At 57.7% G+C, this 16,245-nt stretch carries 17 protein-coding genes; 2 read left to right on the forward strand and 15 right to left on the reverse strand.

Translation table 11 applies throughout. The annotated features are described in order from the left end of the window. Together SH410x_RS09280 and gnd are read left to right on the forward strand one after the other, a co-directional pair. Complete coding sequence (locus SH410x_RS09280) at window positions 1-1,302, forward strand: threonine/serine exporter family protein (protein WP_473676228.1); 1,302 nt, start codon at window positions 1-3, stop codon at window positions 1,300-1,302. A gap of 147 nt (window positions 1,303-1,449) precedes the next feature. Next, the gene (gnd, locus tag SH410x_RS09285) at window positions 1,450-2,922 is read left to right on the forward strand and encodes a decarboxylating NADP(+)-dependent phosphogluconate dehydrogenase (RefSeq protein WP_473676229.1); all 1,473 of its coding nucleotides are present in this window, start codon (window positions 1,450-1,452) and stop codon (window positions 2,920-2,922) included. A gap of 325 nt (window positions 2,923-3,247) precedes the next feature. On the opposite strand, the gene SH410x_RS09290 is transcribed toward gnd, so the two are convergent. The 15 genes from SH410x_RS09290 to SH410x_RS09360 all read right to left on the reverse strand — a co-directional run bounded on the left by SH410x_RS09290 (window position 3,248) and on the right by SH410x_RS09360 (window position 15,811). Continuing rightward, window positions 3,248-4,177, reverse strand: a complete 930-nt coding sequence (locus SH410x_RS09290; RefSeq protein ID WP_473676230.1) for an RluA family pseudouridine synthase — start codon at window positions 4,175-4,177, stop codon at window positions 3,248-3,250. Window positions 4,178-4,517: 340 nt separating this feature from the next. Next, entirely contained in the window at window positions 4,518-5,372 is an 855-nt protein-coding gene (locus SH410x_RS09295) for a glycosyltransferase family 2 protein (protein WP_473676231.1), read from the reverse strand. 269 nt (window positions 5,373-5,641) lie between these two features. Beyond that, a complete protein-coding gene (locus tag SH410x_RS09300; RefSeq protein ID WP_473676232.1) occupies window positions 5,642-5,908 on the reverse strand; it encodes a hypothetical protein in 267 nt (88 codons plus the stop codon). 1,020 nt (window positions 5,909-6,928) lie between these two features. Beyond that, window positions 6,929-7,864, reverse strand: coding sequence for a lactate/malate dehydrogenase family protein (locus tag SH410x_RS09305; protein ID WP_473676233.1), 936 nt, complete (start codon window positions 7,862-7,864; stop codon window positions 6,929-6,931). 209 nt (window positions 7,865-8,073) lie between these two features. Next, window positions 8,074-8,946, reverse strand: coding sequence for a class II aldolase/adducin family protein (locus SH410x_RS09310; protein ID WP_473676234.1), 873 nt, complete (start codon window positions 8,944-8,946; stop codon window positions 8,074-8,076). A 50-nt stretch (window positions 8,947-8,996) separates the two neighbouring features. Then, window positions 8,997-9,302 carry a EutN/CcmL family microcompartment protein gene (locus SH410x_RS09315; RefSeq protein WP_473676235.1) on the reverse strand — a complete coding sequence of 102 codons (306 nt, stop codon included), beginning with the start codon at window positions 9,300-9,302 and terminating at the stop codon, window positions 8,997-8,999. Next, complete coding sequence (locus SH410x_RS09320) at window positions 9,299-10,069, reverse strand: hypothetical protein (RefSeq protein WP_473676236.1); 771 nt, start codon at window positions 10,067-10,069, stop codon at window positions 9,299-9,301. The genes SH410x_RS09315 and SH410x_RS09320 overlap by 4 nt, the downstream gene beginning before the upstream one ends. 46 nt (window positions 10,070-10,115) lie before the next feature. Continuing rightward, window positions 10,116-10,370 carry a EutN/CcmL family microcompartment protein gene (locus SH410x_RS09325; protein ID WP_473676237.1) on the reverse strand — a complete coding sequence of 85 codons (255 nt, stop codon included), beginning with the start codon at window positions 10,368-10,370 and terminating at the stop codon, window positions 10,116-10,118. Between the two features lie 6 nt (window positions 10,371-10,376). Continuing rightward, window positions 10,377-11,816, reverse strand: a complete 1,440-nt coding sequence (locus tag SH410x_RS09330) for an aldehyde dehydrogenase family protein (protein ID WP_473676238.1) — start codon at window positions 11,814-11,816, stop codon at window positions 10,377-10,379. Window positions 11,817-11,821: 5 nt separating this feature from the next. Continuing rightward, window positions 11,822-12,139 (reverse strand): EutN/CcmL family microcompartment protein, encoded by a 318-nt coding sequence (locus SH410x_RS09335; RefSeq protein ID WP_473676239.1) that lies wholly within the window; start codon window positions 12,137-12,139, stop codon window positions 11,822-11,824. 49 nt (window positions 12,140-12,188) lie between these two features. Next, window positions 12,189-13,427 carry an acetate/propionate family kinase gene (locus tag SH410x_RS09340; RefSeq protein ID WP_473676240.1) on the reverse strand — a complete coding sequence of 413 codons (1,239 nt, stop codon included), beginning with the start codon at window positions 13,425-13,427 and terminating at the stop codon, window positions 12,189-12,191. 42 nt (window positions 13,428-13,469) lie between these two features. Then, window positions 13,470-13,739, reverse strand: coding sequence for a BMC domain-containing protein (locus SH410x_RS09345; RefSeq protein ID WP_473676241.1), 270 nt, complete (start codon window positions 13,737-13,739; stop codon window positions 13,470-13,472). Between the two features lie 75 nt (window positions 13,740-13,814). After that, the gene (locus SH410x_RS09350; RefSeq protein WP_473676242.1) at window positions 13,815-14,117 is read right to left on the reverse strand and encodes a BMC domain-containing protein; all 303 of its coding nucleotides are present in this window, start codon (window positions 14,115-14,117) and stop codon (window positions 13,815-13,817) included. An 81-nt stretch (window positions 14,118-14,198) separates the two neighbouring features. Beyond that, window positions 14,199-14,939 (reverse strand): phosphate propanoyltransferase, encoded by a 741-nt coding sequence (pduL, locus tag SH410x_RS09355; RefSeq protein ID WP_473676243.1) that lies wholly within the window; start codon window positions 14,937-14,939, stop codon window positions 14,199-14,201. Further along, on the reverse strand, window positions 14,936-15,811 hold the full coding sequence (locus tag SH410x_RS09360; protein WP_473676244.1) for a DeoR/GlpR family DNA-binding transcription regulator: 876 nt from the start codon (window positions 15,809-15,811) through the stop codon (window positions 14,936-14,938). Before SH410x_RS09360 ends, pduL begins: the two co-directional genes overlap by 4 nt. Between the last annotated feature and the right edge of the window lie 434 nt (window positions 15,812-16,245).

The following is a 16,245-nucleotide window of genomic DNA, read 5'->3' on the forward strand; positions in this document are numbered from 1 at the left end:
ATGACAAGGGCGGTACATACCAGTTCGGCGGATGAATCCCCGCCCACGAACACCAGCGAGCCATCAGGGGTTTCCGCGGAGCGGGTGATCACTGAACTCGCCCGTTATCTGCACGCGAGCGGATCGCCCGCTTACGAGCTGGATCAGCGAATGGAGGACGTTGCCACGTTCCTAAATCGGCCCGCCACCTTTTTCTCGACCCCCACATCCCTCTTCATCACGTTTGACCATGAAGAGGGCCGGACCCGCTTGCTTCGCGTCTATCCCTGCGACACCAACCTCGGGCGATATGCCGGACTCTATGCGACGCAGCGAGCGATCGAATTGGAAGGTCTTACTGCAGCTCAGGCCTGGGAGCGAATCCAGACGCTGGAATCGACAACGAACGCCTACAGCCAACCGCTCCAGCTACTCGCCTATGGTGCTGCGGCGGCCTGCTTCGGCGTGCTCGTCGGTGGCACGCTCACGGTCGTTGCGTCTGCGGGCATGATTGGATTGCTCACCGGCGGACTGTTAATCGGTTTGAGCCAGCACAAGTATCCGGCTCACCTGATCAACATCATCGCCGCTTTCGCCGCCTGCATCATCGCCAGCCTCGTGCAGACCCGCTTCTCAAGTGGCAGCGTGGAGTTGACAACGCTCGCCTCGCTGATCGTGCTGGTCCCCGGGCTTCAGCTGACGATCAGCATCAACGAGCTGGCCACGCAGAACCTGGCCTCCGGTTCAGCGAGATTTGCCGGAGCGATGACGTCGCTCTTGACGCTCGTTTTCGGGGTCTACATGGGGCACGCACTGATTCATTCGCTGATGGCGATCCCGGCATCCACGCCCGCTCAGGCGCCGGCGACCATGATTTCAATGGCTTCCATTTTACCGCTTGGATTGTCGCTGGCCGTTCTGTTTCAGGCGCGCTACCGAGACATCGCATGGGTACTGACCTCCGCGCTCATGGGATACGGTTCGCTCCGCCTGGCGGGTGTGTGGCTGCAACCGTTTGCGGCCGTGTGGGCAGCCGCAGTCATCGCGGGCGTCTGCAGTCACCTGATTTCTCGCTGGCGGCACATCCCCCCTGCGATCACGCTCATGCCGGCATTGATCTTGCTTGTACCTGGCAGTCTGGGGTTCTTCGGGCTGTCGGCGATCCTCATGCACAACGATGTCCCCGGTGGTCTCCGGATCGCGTCAACGATGATGCTGACGACCGTGTCAATCGTTGCCGGCCTACTGACCACTGATGTGATCGCCCCGCTCTTGACGGGACGTGCTGCGGGTCCTCCCAGCCATTCGTCTCCGCCCGCCTGAGCGGATGCTCCCCGTCGATACTCCCGACGGGCGGAGCTGCTCGTCGACAATGGCGTACGCCTTCACGAACGCCACTGAACCACTTAGAATCCCGCCTGCATATGGATCGAATACGTTTTGACAACCTACACCTAGTGGATGCGAGATATGAGTGGTGATTGTGACTTTGGCCTGATCGGTTTGGCTGTGATGGGCGAGAACTTGGCCCTTAACGTGGAGAGCCGCGGCTACAAGGTGGCCGTTTACAATCGAACGACCAGCAAAGTCGACGAGTTGTTGGCCGGTCGAGCGAAGGGCAAGAACTTTGTCGGTGCCCATAACTTGAAAGATTTCGTTGCCGCAGTCGCCCGTCCGCGAAAATTGATGATGCTCGTCAAAGCGGGGCCTGCCGTCGACGCGATCATCGATCAACTGATCCCGCTGTGTGATGAAGGCGACATTATCATCGACGGTGGCAATACCTATTACACCGATACCGAAGAGCGTACGAAACGCGTCGAAGCGGCTGGGATGCTGTATGTGGGTACGGGCGTTTCAGGCGGCGAAGAGGGCGCACTGAAGGGGCCGAGCCTGATGCCGGGCGGCACCAAGGCAGCCTGGCCTGAAATCAAAGACATGTTCCAGGCAATCGCGGCGAAGGTCGGTCCCAACGAAGACATTCCCTGCTGCGAGTGGGTCGGTCCTCGCGGTGCCGGTCACTATGTCAAAATGGTCCATAACGGCATCGAATACGGCGATATGCAGCTGATCTGCGAAGCCTATCAATTGCTGCACGAACTCGGCGGCTTGTCCAATGACGAGCTCTACGATGTGTTTGCCAAGTGGAACGAAGGCGAGCTGCAGAGCTACCTGATCGAGATCACGCGAGACATCTTCAGCGCCAAGGACGATCAAGGCGGTGACGGCTATCTCGTCGATCAAATTCTCGACGTGGCCGGCGCCAAGGGAACCGGCAAATGGATGAGCCAACTGGCTCTTGACCTCGGTGTCCCCAGCACGCTGGTAACGACGGCCGTATTCGCACGTGGCTTATCCGCACAGAAAGACGCTCGCGTTCGCGCCAGCAAGAAGCTCAATGGCCCCTCGGCGTCACAGAACCCGGAGATGTCGGCGCTCGCTAAGAACCTGGTTGGCGACAAGCAGACGTTTATCGATGCGGTTGAAAATGCTTTGTACGCGTCGAAGATCGTCAGCTACGCCCAAGGCTTTGTGCAGCTGCAAGCCGCTTCGCGGGAACACGACTGGGGGCTCGACTATGGTCAATGCGCTCTGCTGTGGCGTGGCGGATGTATCATTCGGGCTAAATTCCTTGATCGCATCAAGGAAGCATTTGGCGAACAGCCCGATATTGAAAACCTGATGCTCTACCCGTTCTTTGAAGAGGCTATTGAGAACGCTCAGGCCGGATGGCGAGCAGTCGTTTCAGCCGCTTCGCTGCTCGGCATCCCCGTCCCCGCCTTCAGTGCAGCACTGAACTACTACGACGGCTATCGTCTGGAAAGACTGCCGGCCAACCTCTTGCAGGCTCAGCGGGACTACTTCGGCGCCCACACCTACCAACGCGTCGACCGCGACGGGGCGTTCCACAGCGAATGGCTCGACCTCCGCAAACCCGTCTGAGCGGATCGCCGTTCCGGGGATCCCGAATCGTAGGGCCTCTTCCACAGGAGGCGACTCCGCCCATCGACTGGGGTGCGAGCCCTGCGTATCGGGCGGCAGATTAGCAGCGACGCTCGACCGAGCGTCGACGTTGGCGGCGATTGCCCATCGCCTGACAGCGGTGGCTACAAGAGAATGCCCGGCAAAAGTATGCCAGGCAGCGTTGCTTCATCGCTAGGATGCGATTGCCTGATCGAGGGTACCCTGATTGCTAGGGTGCTTCGCGGGGGATCGTCGAAAGCCTTGTGTCCGAACGCAGTGCCCTTGATCGAGCCGGGTAACATCCCTACGGCTTGGGGCTGCCCTTGATGAACTTTGCCATCGCTGCAGGCAAGGGGGAGTCCAATTTCAGCTCTTCGCCGGTGACGGGATGCACGAAGGTCAGTGAGCTGGCGTGCAGGGCAATCCGTCTGCGAATCCAGCGTTGGTGTTGCGACAGGTCAGGTCGGTAATGCAAATCGCCCAGCACCGGATGCAGGGCATGGGCAAACTGCACTCGGATTTGATTTCGCTTGCCCGTTTGCAACATCACCTCGACCAGCGTTGTATCGCCCAGGTCCTGCAGAACACGATAGTGGGTAATCGCCTCTTCGGAATCCTTGAACGGAGTCGTGACGTAGCGGTCGAGGTTATTGCCTGTCGCCAAGTGATCGCAAAAAGTGCCTTCCTGTTCCGGCAGTTTTCCCGCCACGATCGCGTTGTAGATGCGGCGTGGTTTCTGCAGCTTGAACTGCTCAATCAGTAGCTGGGCGATCGGCGCGTGCTTGCCAAAAATCAGCAGACCGCTGACCTCCCGGTCCAGCCGGTGAACTAAGCACGCTTCCCGTTCGGTGCGTGAATGGCTGAGGTAGATCGAAACTCGCTCGACGAGTGTGTTGGGATCACCACGATCCGTTGGCACGGTGAGCGTCCCAGCGGCCTTGTCGACGACAATCAGATGTTCGTCTTCGTAGGTAATGGTGAAGGTGCGATCGTCCCAGCGTTTGATTTTCTTTTCACGGTATCGCTGCGTGGGATCGTAGGAAACCGAAATCAAGTCGCCCGGCTCAAGCTGCGTGCCGGGATCGACGCATGCTTGCCCGTTGAGGGTCACGCAGCCGCGATCAAACATACCTCGCGATTGGCTGTGCGACGTCTCGCAGAGTTCCCGCACGAGTGCATCGGCACGGCCGCAGGAAGCCTCTGTCACGGTTTGGGAAACGACTTGGAGCGACATGAAAATCCGAGATGTAAATCGCAAATGGAGCGGCGTCAGTATGCCGACAAAGGGTTTTGGCGTGGTTATACCCGAAATGGACGGCGTGCATAATCAGCAAAGTTGCTGTAATGTCGGCGCGATGGACAGGCGAGCCGTATGCGAGCCAGCACAACGAGAGCTCTTGGGTTGATGGACGAAGCGTTGGAAAACATTTGGGGCCGCAACGCTTCGCACTCCGGCCCGATGGAGTTCTGGCTTTGTAGTCGAGCGGTTCTTCATGTCCGCTTTTGTGCGGCTAGCGCAACTGCCCACGCAGCGTTTGCGGGGCGAAAAATTAGCATTGTTTTGCGTTCAGTTCTCAGCGACGAAACAGTCCATATTTTGCGATGCAGTAGAGGGCCGATATGCCGTCCTTCCAAGTGATCTTCTTGCCTTCATCGTACCATCGATGTTGATACCGAATGGAGCGTTCGGCGAAGCGGAGTCCGCGCCGGGCCCAACGCGCTGTCAATTCGATTTCGATGCCAAAGCGATCCTCTTTCAAGTCGGGCAAGATCGCTTGGAACGCTTCACGCGATGACATTTTATAGCATGTCTCGACGTCGCTGAGTCGGGGACCAATCGCGATACTCGCCAGTAGTGTGATGAATCCATTGACGGCCTGGTGCCACCATGGTGAGACTTGGCGATCACTGTGCCCGTAACGCGTTCCGTAAACGACGTCGGCAGAATTTTCGATGAGTGGTTGTAGCAGCCCGCGAATGTCATCGGGATCGTACTCGCTATCCGCATCTTGGATCACGATCACGTCACCCGTCGCCGCGGCTATCCCGCTGCGGATCGCAGCGCCCTTGCCACGATTCTGTGGATGACAAATCAGCAGCACGTCACTGGCGTCGCTGCAGGACACGAGGAGGTCCGAGGAGCCATCGTTCGAACCGTCGTCGACAAGAATGATTTGCAGCGGTAAACCCGTGCGACGAAGACGTTGGAGCACATCGCCCACCGTCGCGCATTCATTGTAAACCGGCACGATCACGCTGAGCACAAAGCCTTCAGGCAAAGCGAAAATCGCCAGCCGACGACACGCGTTTGGACCAAGAAAACGCTGCATTTTCTCGACATATTCCGCCGTGAACCAGCACTCACTCGGAACAGCGGCAGCGGTATCTTTCGGAAGCAGATTGGCATTCGTAGAGGGGACTTCATTCATGGCGCGCAGGGCTGGCGGGAGGATCGCCCCAGATCACTTTCAGACGAGTTTTGCACAAAAAAATCTTATCCCAAACATACCGTATTTTTCACACTCAAACGCACTCTTTCTAAAAATCTATGGAACATCACCCCACTTTGTTGTTGACTTTTCCGGCGGCTAACGACAAATTCTTGAGGGCTTCACCAAACGGGTTTTGCAAACGCCAACGAGGAAGTCGGTCGCACCGATCGGCATCTTCTGCCTGCACTTATCTTGCGATTCCCACGCTATTCCCAACGGAGTGTCGACGATGCATTTTGATCGAGTAAACAACACACAGTGCATGGTTCACTCACCTCGAAAGACTTCGTTTCACCCTCACGCAGCAATTTCTTCGCAGCGATATTCCCTTTGGGCATCGAGTCGCTGAGCTCCAAGTCGTCAGCTAACGCATCGGATAGCGTTGGCTCATGGTACGTCACAATGGATGTGCACGAGTCATCGGGAGATGGTAACAGAAGGACGCCACCACCGAACGCTTGCGTTCGAGACACGGATCGTCACTCCCCTTTTTTTTAGTCGATTTCTAACGGTTTGCAGTTTTTAAAACTGGTTGACAATTTAGGTTGTCTTGCAGGCTTGGAGTCCAGTGCGTCTCATGGAAGAAATGCATTGGAGGTTCATTCTGAAATCGACAAAGCGAGCGCCAGGGACACATGAAGTGAAACTGGCTCGCTCTTTTTTACGCAACATAGAAAAGATCCGAGGGACATAGCATCTTCTCCATTGCGGCAAGTATCAAATTTTGCTTGTCCGCTCGATGGCGAAGTTGAAGTCCACGACAAAGTGCTGTGTCCCTCAGGGGCGTCCCTGTGCCGTTTCAGATAGTGGGCTGGACCGCCTGTCGTCGAGAGGAATTCAACGCAGAGTCGGGGAGACGCAAGGACGCAGAGAAAACCGATCACACTGCCTCTGACCTGCGTTCTTCTCTGCGTCTCCCCGACTCTCGCGTCTCTGCGTTCAGTTTCTTCAGCAACGCCGATAGTCGAAGTCCCCGGCTAGAGTTCGCCGGACCACCAGGCTCAGCGCCCCGTATCGTCGAGAGGAACTCAACGCAGAGTCGGGGAGACGCAAGGACGCAGAGAAAACCGATCACTGCCTCTGACCCGCGGTCTTGTCTGCGTCTCCCCGCCTCTCGCGTCTCTGCGTCAATTTCTTCAGCAACGCCGATAGTCGAAGTCCCCGGCTAGAGTTCGCCGGACCACAAGGCTCAGTGCCCTGTATCGTCGAGAGGAATTCAACGCAGAGTCGGGGAGACGCAAGGGCGCAGAGAAAACCGATCACTGCCTCTGCCCCACGCTCATCTCTGCGGCTCCCCGAGTTTCGCGTCTCTGCGTTCAGTTTCCTTCGCGATTTCGAAGCCAGGGGGGGCAGCACGTCGATGTCAAGCTCTGTCCCTCATCCTTTTAAGTGGCTGGCTGTGGAGCGTTCGGCCACTAATGCAGCGAGCCCGGACGAGTGTCCGGGCTGTCGCATGTCACCGCTGTGCGGTTATCGAGCAAAAGATGTTGCTCTTATCGGACTCGTTGCATGACGGTGTCGAGCGTTTTTCGCAGCGCCGAGCCACTGGCGCGAATGCCCTGTACCTCTTTGGGCCACAGGTCAATTTCCATGGTGGCCTGCACGCCAGTTCTGCCCAGCACGGTGGGGACGCTCAGAGCGACGTCACGGATGCCATAGCAACCGTTCTGCACGCTACTGACCGGCAACACGGCTTGCGAATCGAGCACGATCGCATCGACACAATCGCGGATCGCAATGCCGACGGCGAAGCCTGCTCCGCCCTTGCGCTTGATCACTTCAGCACCACTGCCGCGTGTACGAGTGAATAGCTCACCTGTCATCGCTGGCGTCCATCCTGGGTATTTTTCCAGTGGGAGTCCGGCGATGGTCGCGCTGCTCCAGATCGGTACCATCGACTCGCCATGCTCGCCGAGGATTAACGCCTTGGTCTGTGTTGGCGGGGCCTGCAGTTGCTCTGCGATCAGCGAGCAGAAACGAATCGTATCAAGCTGTGTCCCCAATCCAACGACCTGACCGATGGGAAGGTCGAGCTTGTCAGCGGCCACGTAGGTGAGGATGTCGACGGGGTTGCTGACGACGAGCACGATCGCGGTTGGTTTTGGACCAGCGGCTTTGACGTCACGCAGGATCTGCATGAACAAGTCGGTGTTTCGATTGATCAAATCCAAGCGGGATTCGTCCGGTTTGCGCCGCAGTCCTGCGGTGATGCAAATGATGTCGCTGCTCGGAATGTGCTCGTAACCGCCGCCGGCGAACGTTTGGTTGGCGACACTCGTCGAACCGTGGCGCAGGTCCAATGCGTGCCCCACGGCGAGTTCTTCGTTGACATCGAGTAGTGCGATCTCGTTAACCAAACCGCCACACTGCAATGCGTATGCGGCGCACGAGCCAACGAGTCCACCGCCGCCAATGATTGAAATTTTCATAGTTAGAAATCTTTGTAAATAGCTATTAGCAGCTAACTGCTAGCACTTTGTCTGAATGAGTGTTGGAGTGGAACTCCGCGGGGGGCGACGCTGCGAAGCATTTTTATCAACCATCGGATGGGATCATGGTCCCGTCTGAGGTCTCGTTTCGGTTCGCTCTCGGCAAATTGCTCGCTCGGGACAAACGTCCCGAGCGACGGAACGGGAAGCTATCGTCCCATCTGGCGAATGACTTCGTCAGTGATCGCTTTGATGAGTTGAGCTTCGTCGACACCTGCCGGTAGCGCGGGCTTCGCATTGTTGCTGGCGTCACTGGACGACTTGATTGGTGGTGGCGGTGCGAAGGCGCGACGCTCGACACCGGTGTCCGCCCACGACTCGCGGAAGATATCGTTGGCGCAGATATCGCAGTCCTTGTAGTCGGGTGTATTGCGTGGATCGGCGTAGCCCCACTTCTGTTTCAGATCGAGCAGCTCACGCGATTTTTCCTCGTTGAGGTAGGACACGTTGCCGAGCTGTTTGGCGAGCAGTAGCATCCGGCAGTAGGCGTCGAGAATCTCAGTCCACCAGTACGCTTGCTCGACCGTTTCGCCGTACGAGACGGTGCCGTGATTGGCGAGGATCATCACGTTGGTTTTGTTAACGTAGGGGATGATCGTGTCAGCGAAGGATTGACCGCCGGGAGTTTCGTACTTGGTGATCGGCACGTCACCGAGAAAGACTTCCACTTCCGGCAGAATGCACTGCGGGATCGGCTCGCGAGCGATCGCAAACGCGGTCGCGTGAGGCGGATGGCAGTGCACCACGCTGCGGATGTCATCGCGTTGCTTGTAGATTTCCAAGTGCAGGAGCGCTTCGCTGGATCGTTTCTTGCGTCCGGAGAGCTGCTTGCCGGTCATGTCAACGAGCGAGATGTCGTCGGGCTTGAGGAACCCTTTGCAATGCAACGTGGGTGTGCACAAGACTTCATTTTCGCTGACGCGGACGGTGATGTTGCCATCGTTGGCGGCGGCGAACTGCCGGTTGTAAATCCGGCTGCCGATGTCACACATGTCTTGTTTGATCTTGTGAATATTTTCCATGATGTTGCTTTTGGAGTTGGGAAGGAAATGACCGGCGAAGAGTCAAAAGGTTAGTTTGGAGATTGAATATCGATATGGTCTAAAATCGCGACGATCGAAGCGTCGATCGGTTTGACGTCCAGTTGGAACGGTGCTGCGGCTTCGGGACCCTCAGCGAGCGCGACAAGGTCACCTTCGCCACATCCACAAAGGTCCCAGGCGATGATCAAATCATTGCCTGGCACAGGGGTATCTGACATCGCAGCATCAAGGTCTTCGATCCGCTCGACGACTTCCACGCATCGCAGCGTCGCGGCGTGCATCATGGGATGCATGCGACTGAGCGTGGCATTGCCGAGCACGCGGGCGATCTTCATGACAAACCTCCCGCCATCGTGATACGGGGATTTGCAGCGACTGCCTTCGATGCGGGTTTCGCAATCGCAGCGATTGCCGTCGCGATCGCCACCACGTGCAGATGAGCGATGTCCAGCACAAACGTGTTCGGACTGAGTTCGGCCATGAACCGGTGCACGTCGTCGACACGGTTGATCGACACGACACAGCGATCGGTTCCGGTTCGATGATGCGCCGTCGTCGCAGGCCGGCTCGACAAGATGACTTCGAGTGACGACTGATTGCATAGTCGAACGCCACGGCTGCGCAGTTGTTTCTTCACTGCCGCAAACAAGTGCTCGGCCACGGCACCATCGCGTTGCAGGTTGATGGCGCGGGTGCCGGGCTGAGGTTTGGCTTGATTGCCATCTGCATCTTGACGGGCGTCCGATTGAGTAACCACGATGCCACGCTGCCGCAGTTCGTCGCGGGCCGCTGGCGTGATCACGGCACGACTGGAAAGGAGCACGTGCTTGATCGACGCGTCGATTGCGTTGACTTCCGCGAGCGAGCAAACGCCCACGTCGAATTTGAGCGTGGTCGTCGCAGAGGGCTGGTCGCGAGTGTCTGCGCCGCCCGTGTCTGCGCCGGGGGTCACCGAATCGCTGGGGATCCTGTCGCGGCTCGCCGGTTCTTGTCGCAGTTGCATCAGCACACGACGGACGATCGCCTCGATATCAACCGAGGCGTCCGATAGCGCTGAGTTCGCTGGGGGAGAAACGACTTGAGACACGGGGGAAGCTTGCAACCTAGAAAGAGATAAATAGAAAACTGGAATTCAAGAATGAGGCACGTCAATCAATGATTCCGGACACGCTCCAGCGAGCGGGACAGTAATCACTGCCAGTGATGTCGCTCATCGCACTCCCGTCACTGGTAATCATGACCTGGTCGCCAACCCGGCAACCAAGCGGATCGATTATCAGCAGTGGCGGCCCGTCAGGGCCGTCATCGAGCAGCAGCGGTTGAGCGATCACGAGCCGATGACCAACAAGGGATTTGTCTTTGACGGTAGCCCGAGCATGGCCGAGGACTTTGGCAGTTTGCATTTGGGTTTAGACCACCCGCAATTCGTCGACCATGCTGCAGCGGCGTTCCCGCGTGAATGTATTCGGGCTGGTCACGCCTTCACCTGTGGGCCCGGCGATCGAGAACGAAAGATATCCTTCGCCACCCAAACCGAGACTCGCCATGCACGGTCCGTTCTTAACGTACAGCGTTGTGTCGAGCTCACGGCCCATTTTCGTCATGTTGCGAACGTTGCGCGAATGGATGATTGCGGTGTGCCGGAATCCATGTTCATAGTGCTTCGCCATCGCGATGGCGTGCTCAACATCTCGAGCTCGCACGAACGGCACGAAGGGCATCATTTGCTCGACGGTGACGAACGGGTGGTGTTCGTCGGTCTCGCCAAAGACGAGTTCGCAACCGGCCGGTGGATTGGCTCCCGCAGCACGTGCCAGCACACTGGCGTCTTGGCCGATGAATTCTTTGGCTGCCGCGTCGTGTTGATCGTCGCCGACTTTGGTGATCGCTTGAGAGGTGAGCTTGGCGATCTGTGCGCCATCGAGCTGCATCGCTCCCGCCCGTCGCATCGCCGCCATCATCTCATCGAAGACGCTCTCAACAACAAAGACTTCTTTTTCGGAGATGCACAGCAGATTGTTGTCATACGAGGCACCTTGAATAATACAGCGAGCAGCGTTGTCGAGGTCGGCTGTTTCATCGACGACAACCGGCGGGTTGCCTGGCCCGGCAACAATCGCACGCTTGCCGCTGCGAAGTGCAGCCCGTCCGACCGCAGGTCCGCCCGTCACGCAGATCAAAGCGATGTCACGGTGAGCGAAGAGGGCGTCGGCGGTTTCCAGGGTCGGTTCGGCAATCACGCAGATCAGATTGTCGATGCCGACTTCGGCCGCGATCGCCTCGTTGAAACGACGCACGCCTTCGGCAGCAACCTTTTTGCCCGAGGGGTGAGGGTTCACGACGACCGCGTTGCCACCCGCGATCATGCTGACGGCGTTGCCGGTGATCGTGGGCAAGCTATGGGTGACGGGAGTGATCGCGGCAATCACGCCAAAGGGAGCGCGTTCGATCACCGCGAGTCCATGATCGCCGCTGAATGCCTTCGTCTCGAGAAACTCGGTGCCCGGCGACAGTTCGCCGAGCGTACGCAGCTTCTCAATTTTATGCTCAGGCCGACCGATGCCTGTTTCCCGCATTTCCATCAAGCCGAGCTCTTCGCACTGATCAATGCTGATCCGCCGAATGATATCGATGACTTGCTTTCGCTCCGCCATCGTGCGTTGACGCAGCTGTTCATGAGCAGACTTCGCAGCGGCAACGGCTTCGTTGACATCGGTGAAAATGCCATTGTGTCCGGCACCAGGCGGTACGTTGCGGCTCAGTGGTTCGGAAGCTCCGGTGGGCATCGGACCGACCTCGGCGAGTACCGCGGAGACGACATTGCGGATCAGGGTTTCGTCAAATTGCATGATATTTATGCTTCCTTTGTTCTGTCAAAGACAGATTTTTTTTCGATGTGAACGCTGTCGACAATGCCAATAATGACCGCGTCGATGGGAAGTGTTTTGGTTTCTGGCGTCAGACGCGCCGAACTGCCTTGGCAAACCAAGACGAGATCCCCTTCGCCAGACCCGAGCGTGTCGACCGTGATGAAGGTTCGGCCGGTCGTGACCAGCGACGCACGCGTGTCCGCATCGAGCCGGTACGGCTCGACGATCAGCAATTTGTGACCTTTCATCGACGCCACCTTTTGTGTCGCGACGATCGATCCGGTAACGCGGGCTAGGAACATATGTGAGTGGGACAGTGGGAGAGGAGGAGAGTGGGTTCGGAGCTAGTCGCTAGTGGCCGATCGCTAGTTTGGCTCGCTTGGCGACGATCCATTCTTCGTTGGTGGGGATGACCCAAATCTGGACTCGGCTGGAGTCACTGCTCAGACGATCTTCGCCCCCGCTTTGCTTGGCATGCTCGCGGTGGTTCTGGTTGCGTGAGCTATCCAGTTCGATGCCAAAGAACTCTAGGTTCTTGCAAACGGCTTCGCGGACAACTTCCGAGTTTTCGCCGATTCCGCCCGTGAACACGATTGCATCAAGACCGCCCATAGCGACCATCATGCCACCCAGGTGCCGACGGATTTCTTCGACAAACACGGACAACGCCAGTTGAGACTTGGCGTCACCCTCGGCCGCCCCCGCTTCGATATCACGGAGGTCACTGCCACGGCCGCTGAGACCCTTAAGGCCTCCTTCGCTAGCCAAGAGCGTCAACAACTCCTCGAGTGATTTGCCGGTGCGTTCGATCAACAGTGGCAAGGCGAACGGATCGAAGTCACCGACCCGGTTGTTTTGAGGGAGACCCGTCTGAGGAGTCATGCCCATCGTTGTCATCACACTCTGACCGTTTTGGATGGCGGTCAAAGAACTGCTGCCACCGAGGTGACAGGAGATGATGCGCGCGTCGTTGCGGCCAAGCAATTTGGCAGCCCGTTCCGCGATAAAGCGATGGCTGGCGCCATGAAATCCCCACTTTTGAACCTGGTAGTCCTCACGCCATCCCGGCGGTATCGCGTACAAGCGACGGGCCTCGGGAATGGTGTCGTGGAACTCTGTTTCAAAAGCGGCGACCAAAGGCAGTTCGGGGAACCGGTCTCGCAACAATTTCATCGCTGCGATGTAGGGCGGATTATGCGCCGGTGCAGCCGCATTCATCTCCGCCATCGCGGCGAGCAAGTCATTATCGACCAAGAACGTACCGCTCTTGCGTCCACCATGAACCGCTTTGAAACCGATGGCGGCAACCTCCGATGCGTCGCTCACGCAACCATGCTGCGGATCCGTCAACTGATCCAGGCAAGCCTGCACGGCGATGCCATGGTCGGGAACCGGCATCTCCGACACGTTGTGATAGTCACCGATGGTGACCTCGCAACGACTCGTCGAGGCGTCGCCGATCCGTTCGACCGCGCCGCGTGCGAGCACGCGTGCATCGGGACAAACATCAGGCGAATTCAAATCACCACTGACGTCGAGCAGTTTGTATTTGAAACTGGTCGAACCCAGATTCGCAACGAGGATGAGCATGGGAAATCTTCCTTGAGAGACAGAGGTCGGGCCGCGATAGGTTCAGCTGAAGTAAGCGTCCATCAGGCCGTCAGCAGGACGTGCGATGATGTGGCTGCTGACGAGTTCGCCGGCCTGTGCGGCCGCAGCAGCACCTGCTTCGACGGCTGCGCGAACGCTGCCGACGTCGCCGCTGACGACGCTCGTGACTAGCCCGCCACCGAGGTCGACACGCTTGACAATTTGCACGTTGGCCGCCTTGGCCATCGCGTCGGTCGCTTCAATGAGGGGAAGCAGACCTTTGGTTTCGATCAAACCGATTGCATCGTTCATAGTTGAGAGTTCAGTGTATGAGGGTTCAGGATTCAGAGTGGAATGTGAGTTCAGGGGGTCGAGAGACGCCCAAACCTACTTCTTCGCGGCCGGGGCAGCGGGGAGCTTCATGACCTTTTCGAGGTCGCCGTGAGGTCGCGGAATGACCTGCACACTGACCACTTCGCCGATCCGGCCCGCTGCTGCGGCACCTGCATCGGTCGCCGCTTTGACTGCAGCCACGTCGCCGGTGACGAAGACGGCGGCGAGACCCGCGCCGACTTTGTCCCAGCCGAGGAACTGCACATTGGCAGCCTTCATCATCGCGTCGGACGCTTCGACCAGGGCAACGAACCCTTTGGTCTCGATCATGCCGAGCGCTTCTTTAATTTTTGCCATCGAATCAAACCCTGTTAGAGAGAGTGGGAGTTGGGAGAGTGAGAGTTGGAAGAGTTAGCGAACGAGTCGCTAACCGCGTTTTCAATGCCCGCAGGCACATGGTTGGGGCATCGGTTGGAGGTATACCTCGCTGGCCGCGTCCAGATTGCATGCATTGCCTTCGTCGGTATCAATGTGAACTTCGAGCTTGGCGGCCTTGTCAGCACGCACAAGAACATCGTCGAACGTCACGCCGCAGTCGTTGCTCTTGATGACGAGCTGCATCATGTCACCGTTGGCGACACCGAAGTGCGCCGCATCGTGATCGTTCATGTGGACGTGACGCGCTGCGCGGATCACGCCGTGATCGAGTTGCACCGAACCCTTCGGACCGACCAAGACACAACCCGGTGTGCCTTCGATCTTGCCGCTGTGACGCACGGGAGCGTCAATGCCCAGCGAAATCGAATCGGTAAACGCCAGCTCGAGCTGACTGAAGGGACGTGTTGGCCCAAGCACACGGACGTTCGGCAACATCCGACGCCGTGGACCGATGACCATCACCGTCTGCTTGGCCGCATAAAATCCGTCTTGATAGAGATCCTTGTCAGGCTCCAGCACACTGCCGCGGCCGAACAGAATCTCAACGTGTTCATCCGTTAGGTGGCAGTGCCGTGCGGAAATGCTGACGCGAAGATTCGGTTTGCCATCAACCCATCCCAGTGGCGAACCGGTTGGAATCGGTCCAGCGTTATTGGGCGCGGGCGCACCGTGCGACTGGGCTTGGCGAATAGCGCTGCGGACGAGCGCTTCGATCTGCGTTCGATCGACTGTCATGCTCATAAGGAGTTGGCCGAACCGGCTTGGTTAGAGGGGATAGATGGGGATTGCGGTGCCAGCGGCGGGCAGGCGGATGATGACCGCGCCGCAGTTGTCTCTTTTGTTTCGTTCGCGTTCGCTGGAGCTAACACTAGTTCGGCGAGGCAGGAATCAAATACTTTGATCCAGCGATTATCCAATTCGCTGTCGGTAACCACCCTGCCCACATCATCCAATCCGCATATTTGGGACAAGCTGACCTTGCCGAACTTACTGCTGTCAGCCAACACGATCGTCTGATCGGCTGCCGCCAACATGGCCCGTTCGCTCTCGACCAACATCATGTCGCTGTTGAAAAATCCGCGTTCAGTCACCCCTGCGACCGACAGGAACGTCTTGGCCACATTGATGTCTGCCAGCATCGCGTCGGCCATCGGACCGATCGTCACCGAAGTCCGGCGACGCACACAGCCACCGATCATGATCAGATCGATCGAGTCACTGGTGGACAGCAAATGCGCGACGGGCAATGAGTTCGTCACCACCTGCAGCGGTCGATGGACGATCAATCGTGCTAATTCGTACACCGTGCTGCCACCGTCGAGCAGAATGGTGTCGCCGTCGTCAATCAACTCAGCGGCCGCGCGGCCGATCGCCTGCTTGCGGGGCCAGCCGTCGTCGCGATGGTCGCGGAAGGTGGTAATCGTTTCCGATTGCCCCGTCCAATACACACCGCCGTGCGTCCGACGCGCCTCACCAGCATCTTCGAGAGTTTCCAAATCGCGGCGGACCGTCGACTCACTGACCCCGAGCATCGACGTCAATTCGCCCAACGCCGCAAACCCTTGGGTGCGGACGTGGTCACGAAGTCGTTCCCGTCGAGTGTTAGTGGACAAATCTTTTCTTTCACGCGGTGATAGAAATCATTCAATGAGAGAAAGTATTCCCGCATTCATGGTGATATTCAAGCAGGTAACACTTGGAAAACCGGATTTTAGTTAAAATAAGCGGGATAGGAAGTGTGTGCGCTGCGGTCGCAGTGTTTCGATCGGGCTTTTCTTTCAACGTGACTTCGCGCCGCCGCGGAAGTCGTCGCGGGGGGCGTGGCTCAAACAGTCTTCTGAACGCATGTGCACATTTGTGCGGCATCCTGAGCGGCGATAGGATTTCATGGCCCGCTACCCCCCCCCCGTAGAACAGTTCGGGTACAATCTGGATTCGGAAAGATTCTATTCTTTGGCCAGACGTTGACCTTCCTCACGGTCGTGACTCACTATTCCAATTGCACAATCCAATGACGAATCGAGATTTTTTTAGTCATTCCCGCTTA

The sequence above is a fragment of the Rhodopirellula sp. SH410 genome (assembly GCF_055811895.1).

Excerpts from the sequence above, each read along its gene's own strand:
- SH410x_RS09325 (WP_473676237.1), bottom strand. The coding sequence starts at position 10,370 with ATGCAAACTGCCAAAGTCCTCGGCCATGCTCGGGCTACCGTCAAAGAC.
- SH410x_RS09350 (WP_473676242.1), bottom strand. The coding sequence starts at position 14,117 with ATGGCAAAAATTAAAGAAGCGCTCGGCATGATCGAGACCAAAGGGTTC.
- SH410x_RS09290 (WP_473676230.1), bottom strand. The coding sequence starts at position 4,177 with ATGTCGCTCCAAGTCGTTTCCCAAACCGTGACAGAGGCTTCCTGCGGC.
- SH410x_RS09310 (WP_473676234.1), bottom strand. The coding sequence starts at position 8,946 with ATGGAAAATATTCACAAGATCAAACAAGACATGTGTGACATCGGCAGC.
- pduL (WP_473676243.1), bottom strand. The coding sequence starts at position 14,939 with ATGAGCATGACAGTCGATCGAACGCAGATCGAAGCGCTCGTCCGCAGC.
- gnd (WP_473676229.1), top strand. The coding sequence starts at position 1,450 with ATGAGTGGTGATTGTGACTTTGGCCTGATCGGTTTGGCTGTGATGGGC.
- SH410x_RS09340 (WP_473676240.1), bottom strand. The coding sequence starts at position 13,427 with ATGCTCATCCTCGTTGCGAATCTGGGTTCGACCAGTTTCAAATACAAA.
- SH410x_RS09315 (WP_473676235.1), bottom strand. The coding sequence starts at position 9,302 with ATGAAGATCGCCCGCGTGCTCGGCAATGCCACGCTCAGTCGCATGCAT.
- SH410x_RS09335 (WP_473676239.1), bottom strand. The coding sequence starts at position 12,139 with ATGTTCCTAGCCCGCGTTACCGGATCGATCGTCGCGACACAAAAGGTG.
- SH410x_RS09305 (WP_473676233.1), bottom strand. The coding sequence starts at position 7,864 with ATGAAAATTTCAATCATTGGCGGCGGTGGACTCGTTGGCTCGTGCGCC.
- SH410x_RS09295 (WP_473676231.1), bottom strand. The coding sequence starts at position 5,372 with ATGAATGAAGTCCCCTCTACGAATGCCAATCTGCTTCCGAAAGATACC.
- SH410x_RS09280 (WP_473676228.1), top strand. The coding sequence starts at position 1 with ATGACAAGGGCGGTACATACCAGTTCGGCGGATGAATCCCCGCCCACG.
- SH410x_RS09330 (WP_473676238.1), bottom strand. The coding sequence starts at position 11,816 with ATGCAATTTGACGAAACCCTGATCCGCAATGTCGTCTCCGCGGTACTC.
- SH410x_RS09345 (WP_473676241.1), bottom strand. The coding sequence starts at position 13,739 with ATGAACGATGCAATCGGTTTGATCGAAACCAAAGGTCTGCTTCCCCTC.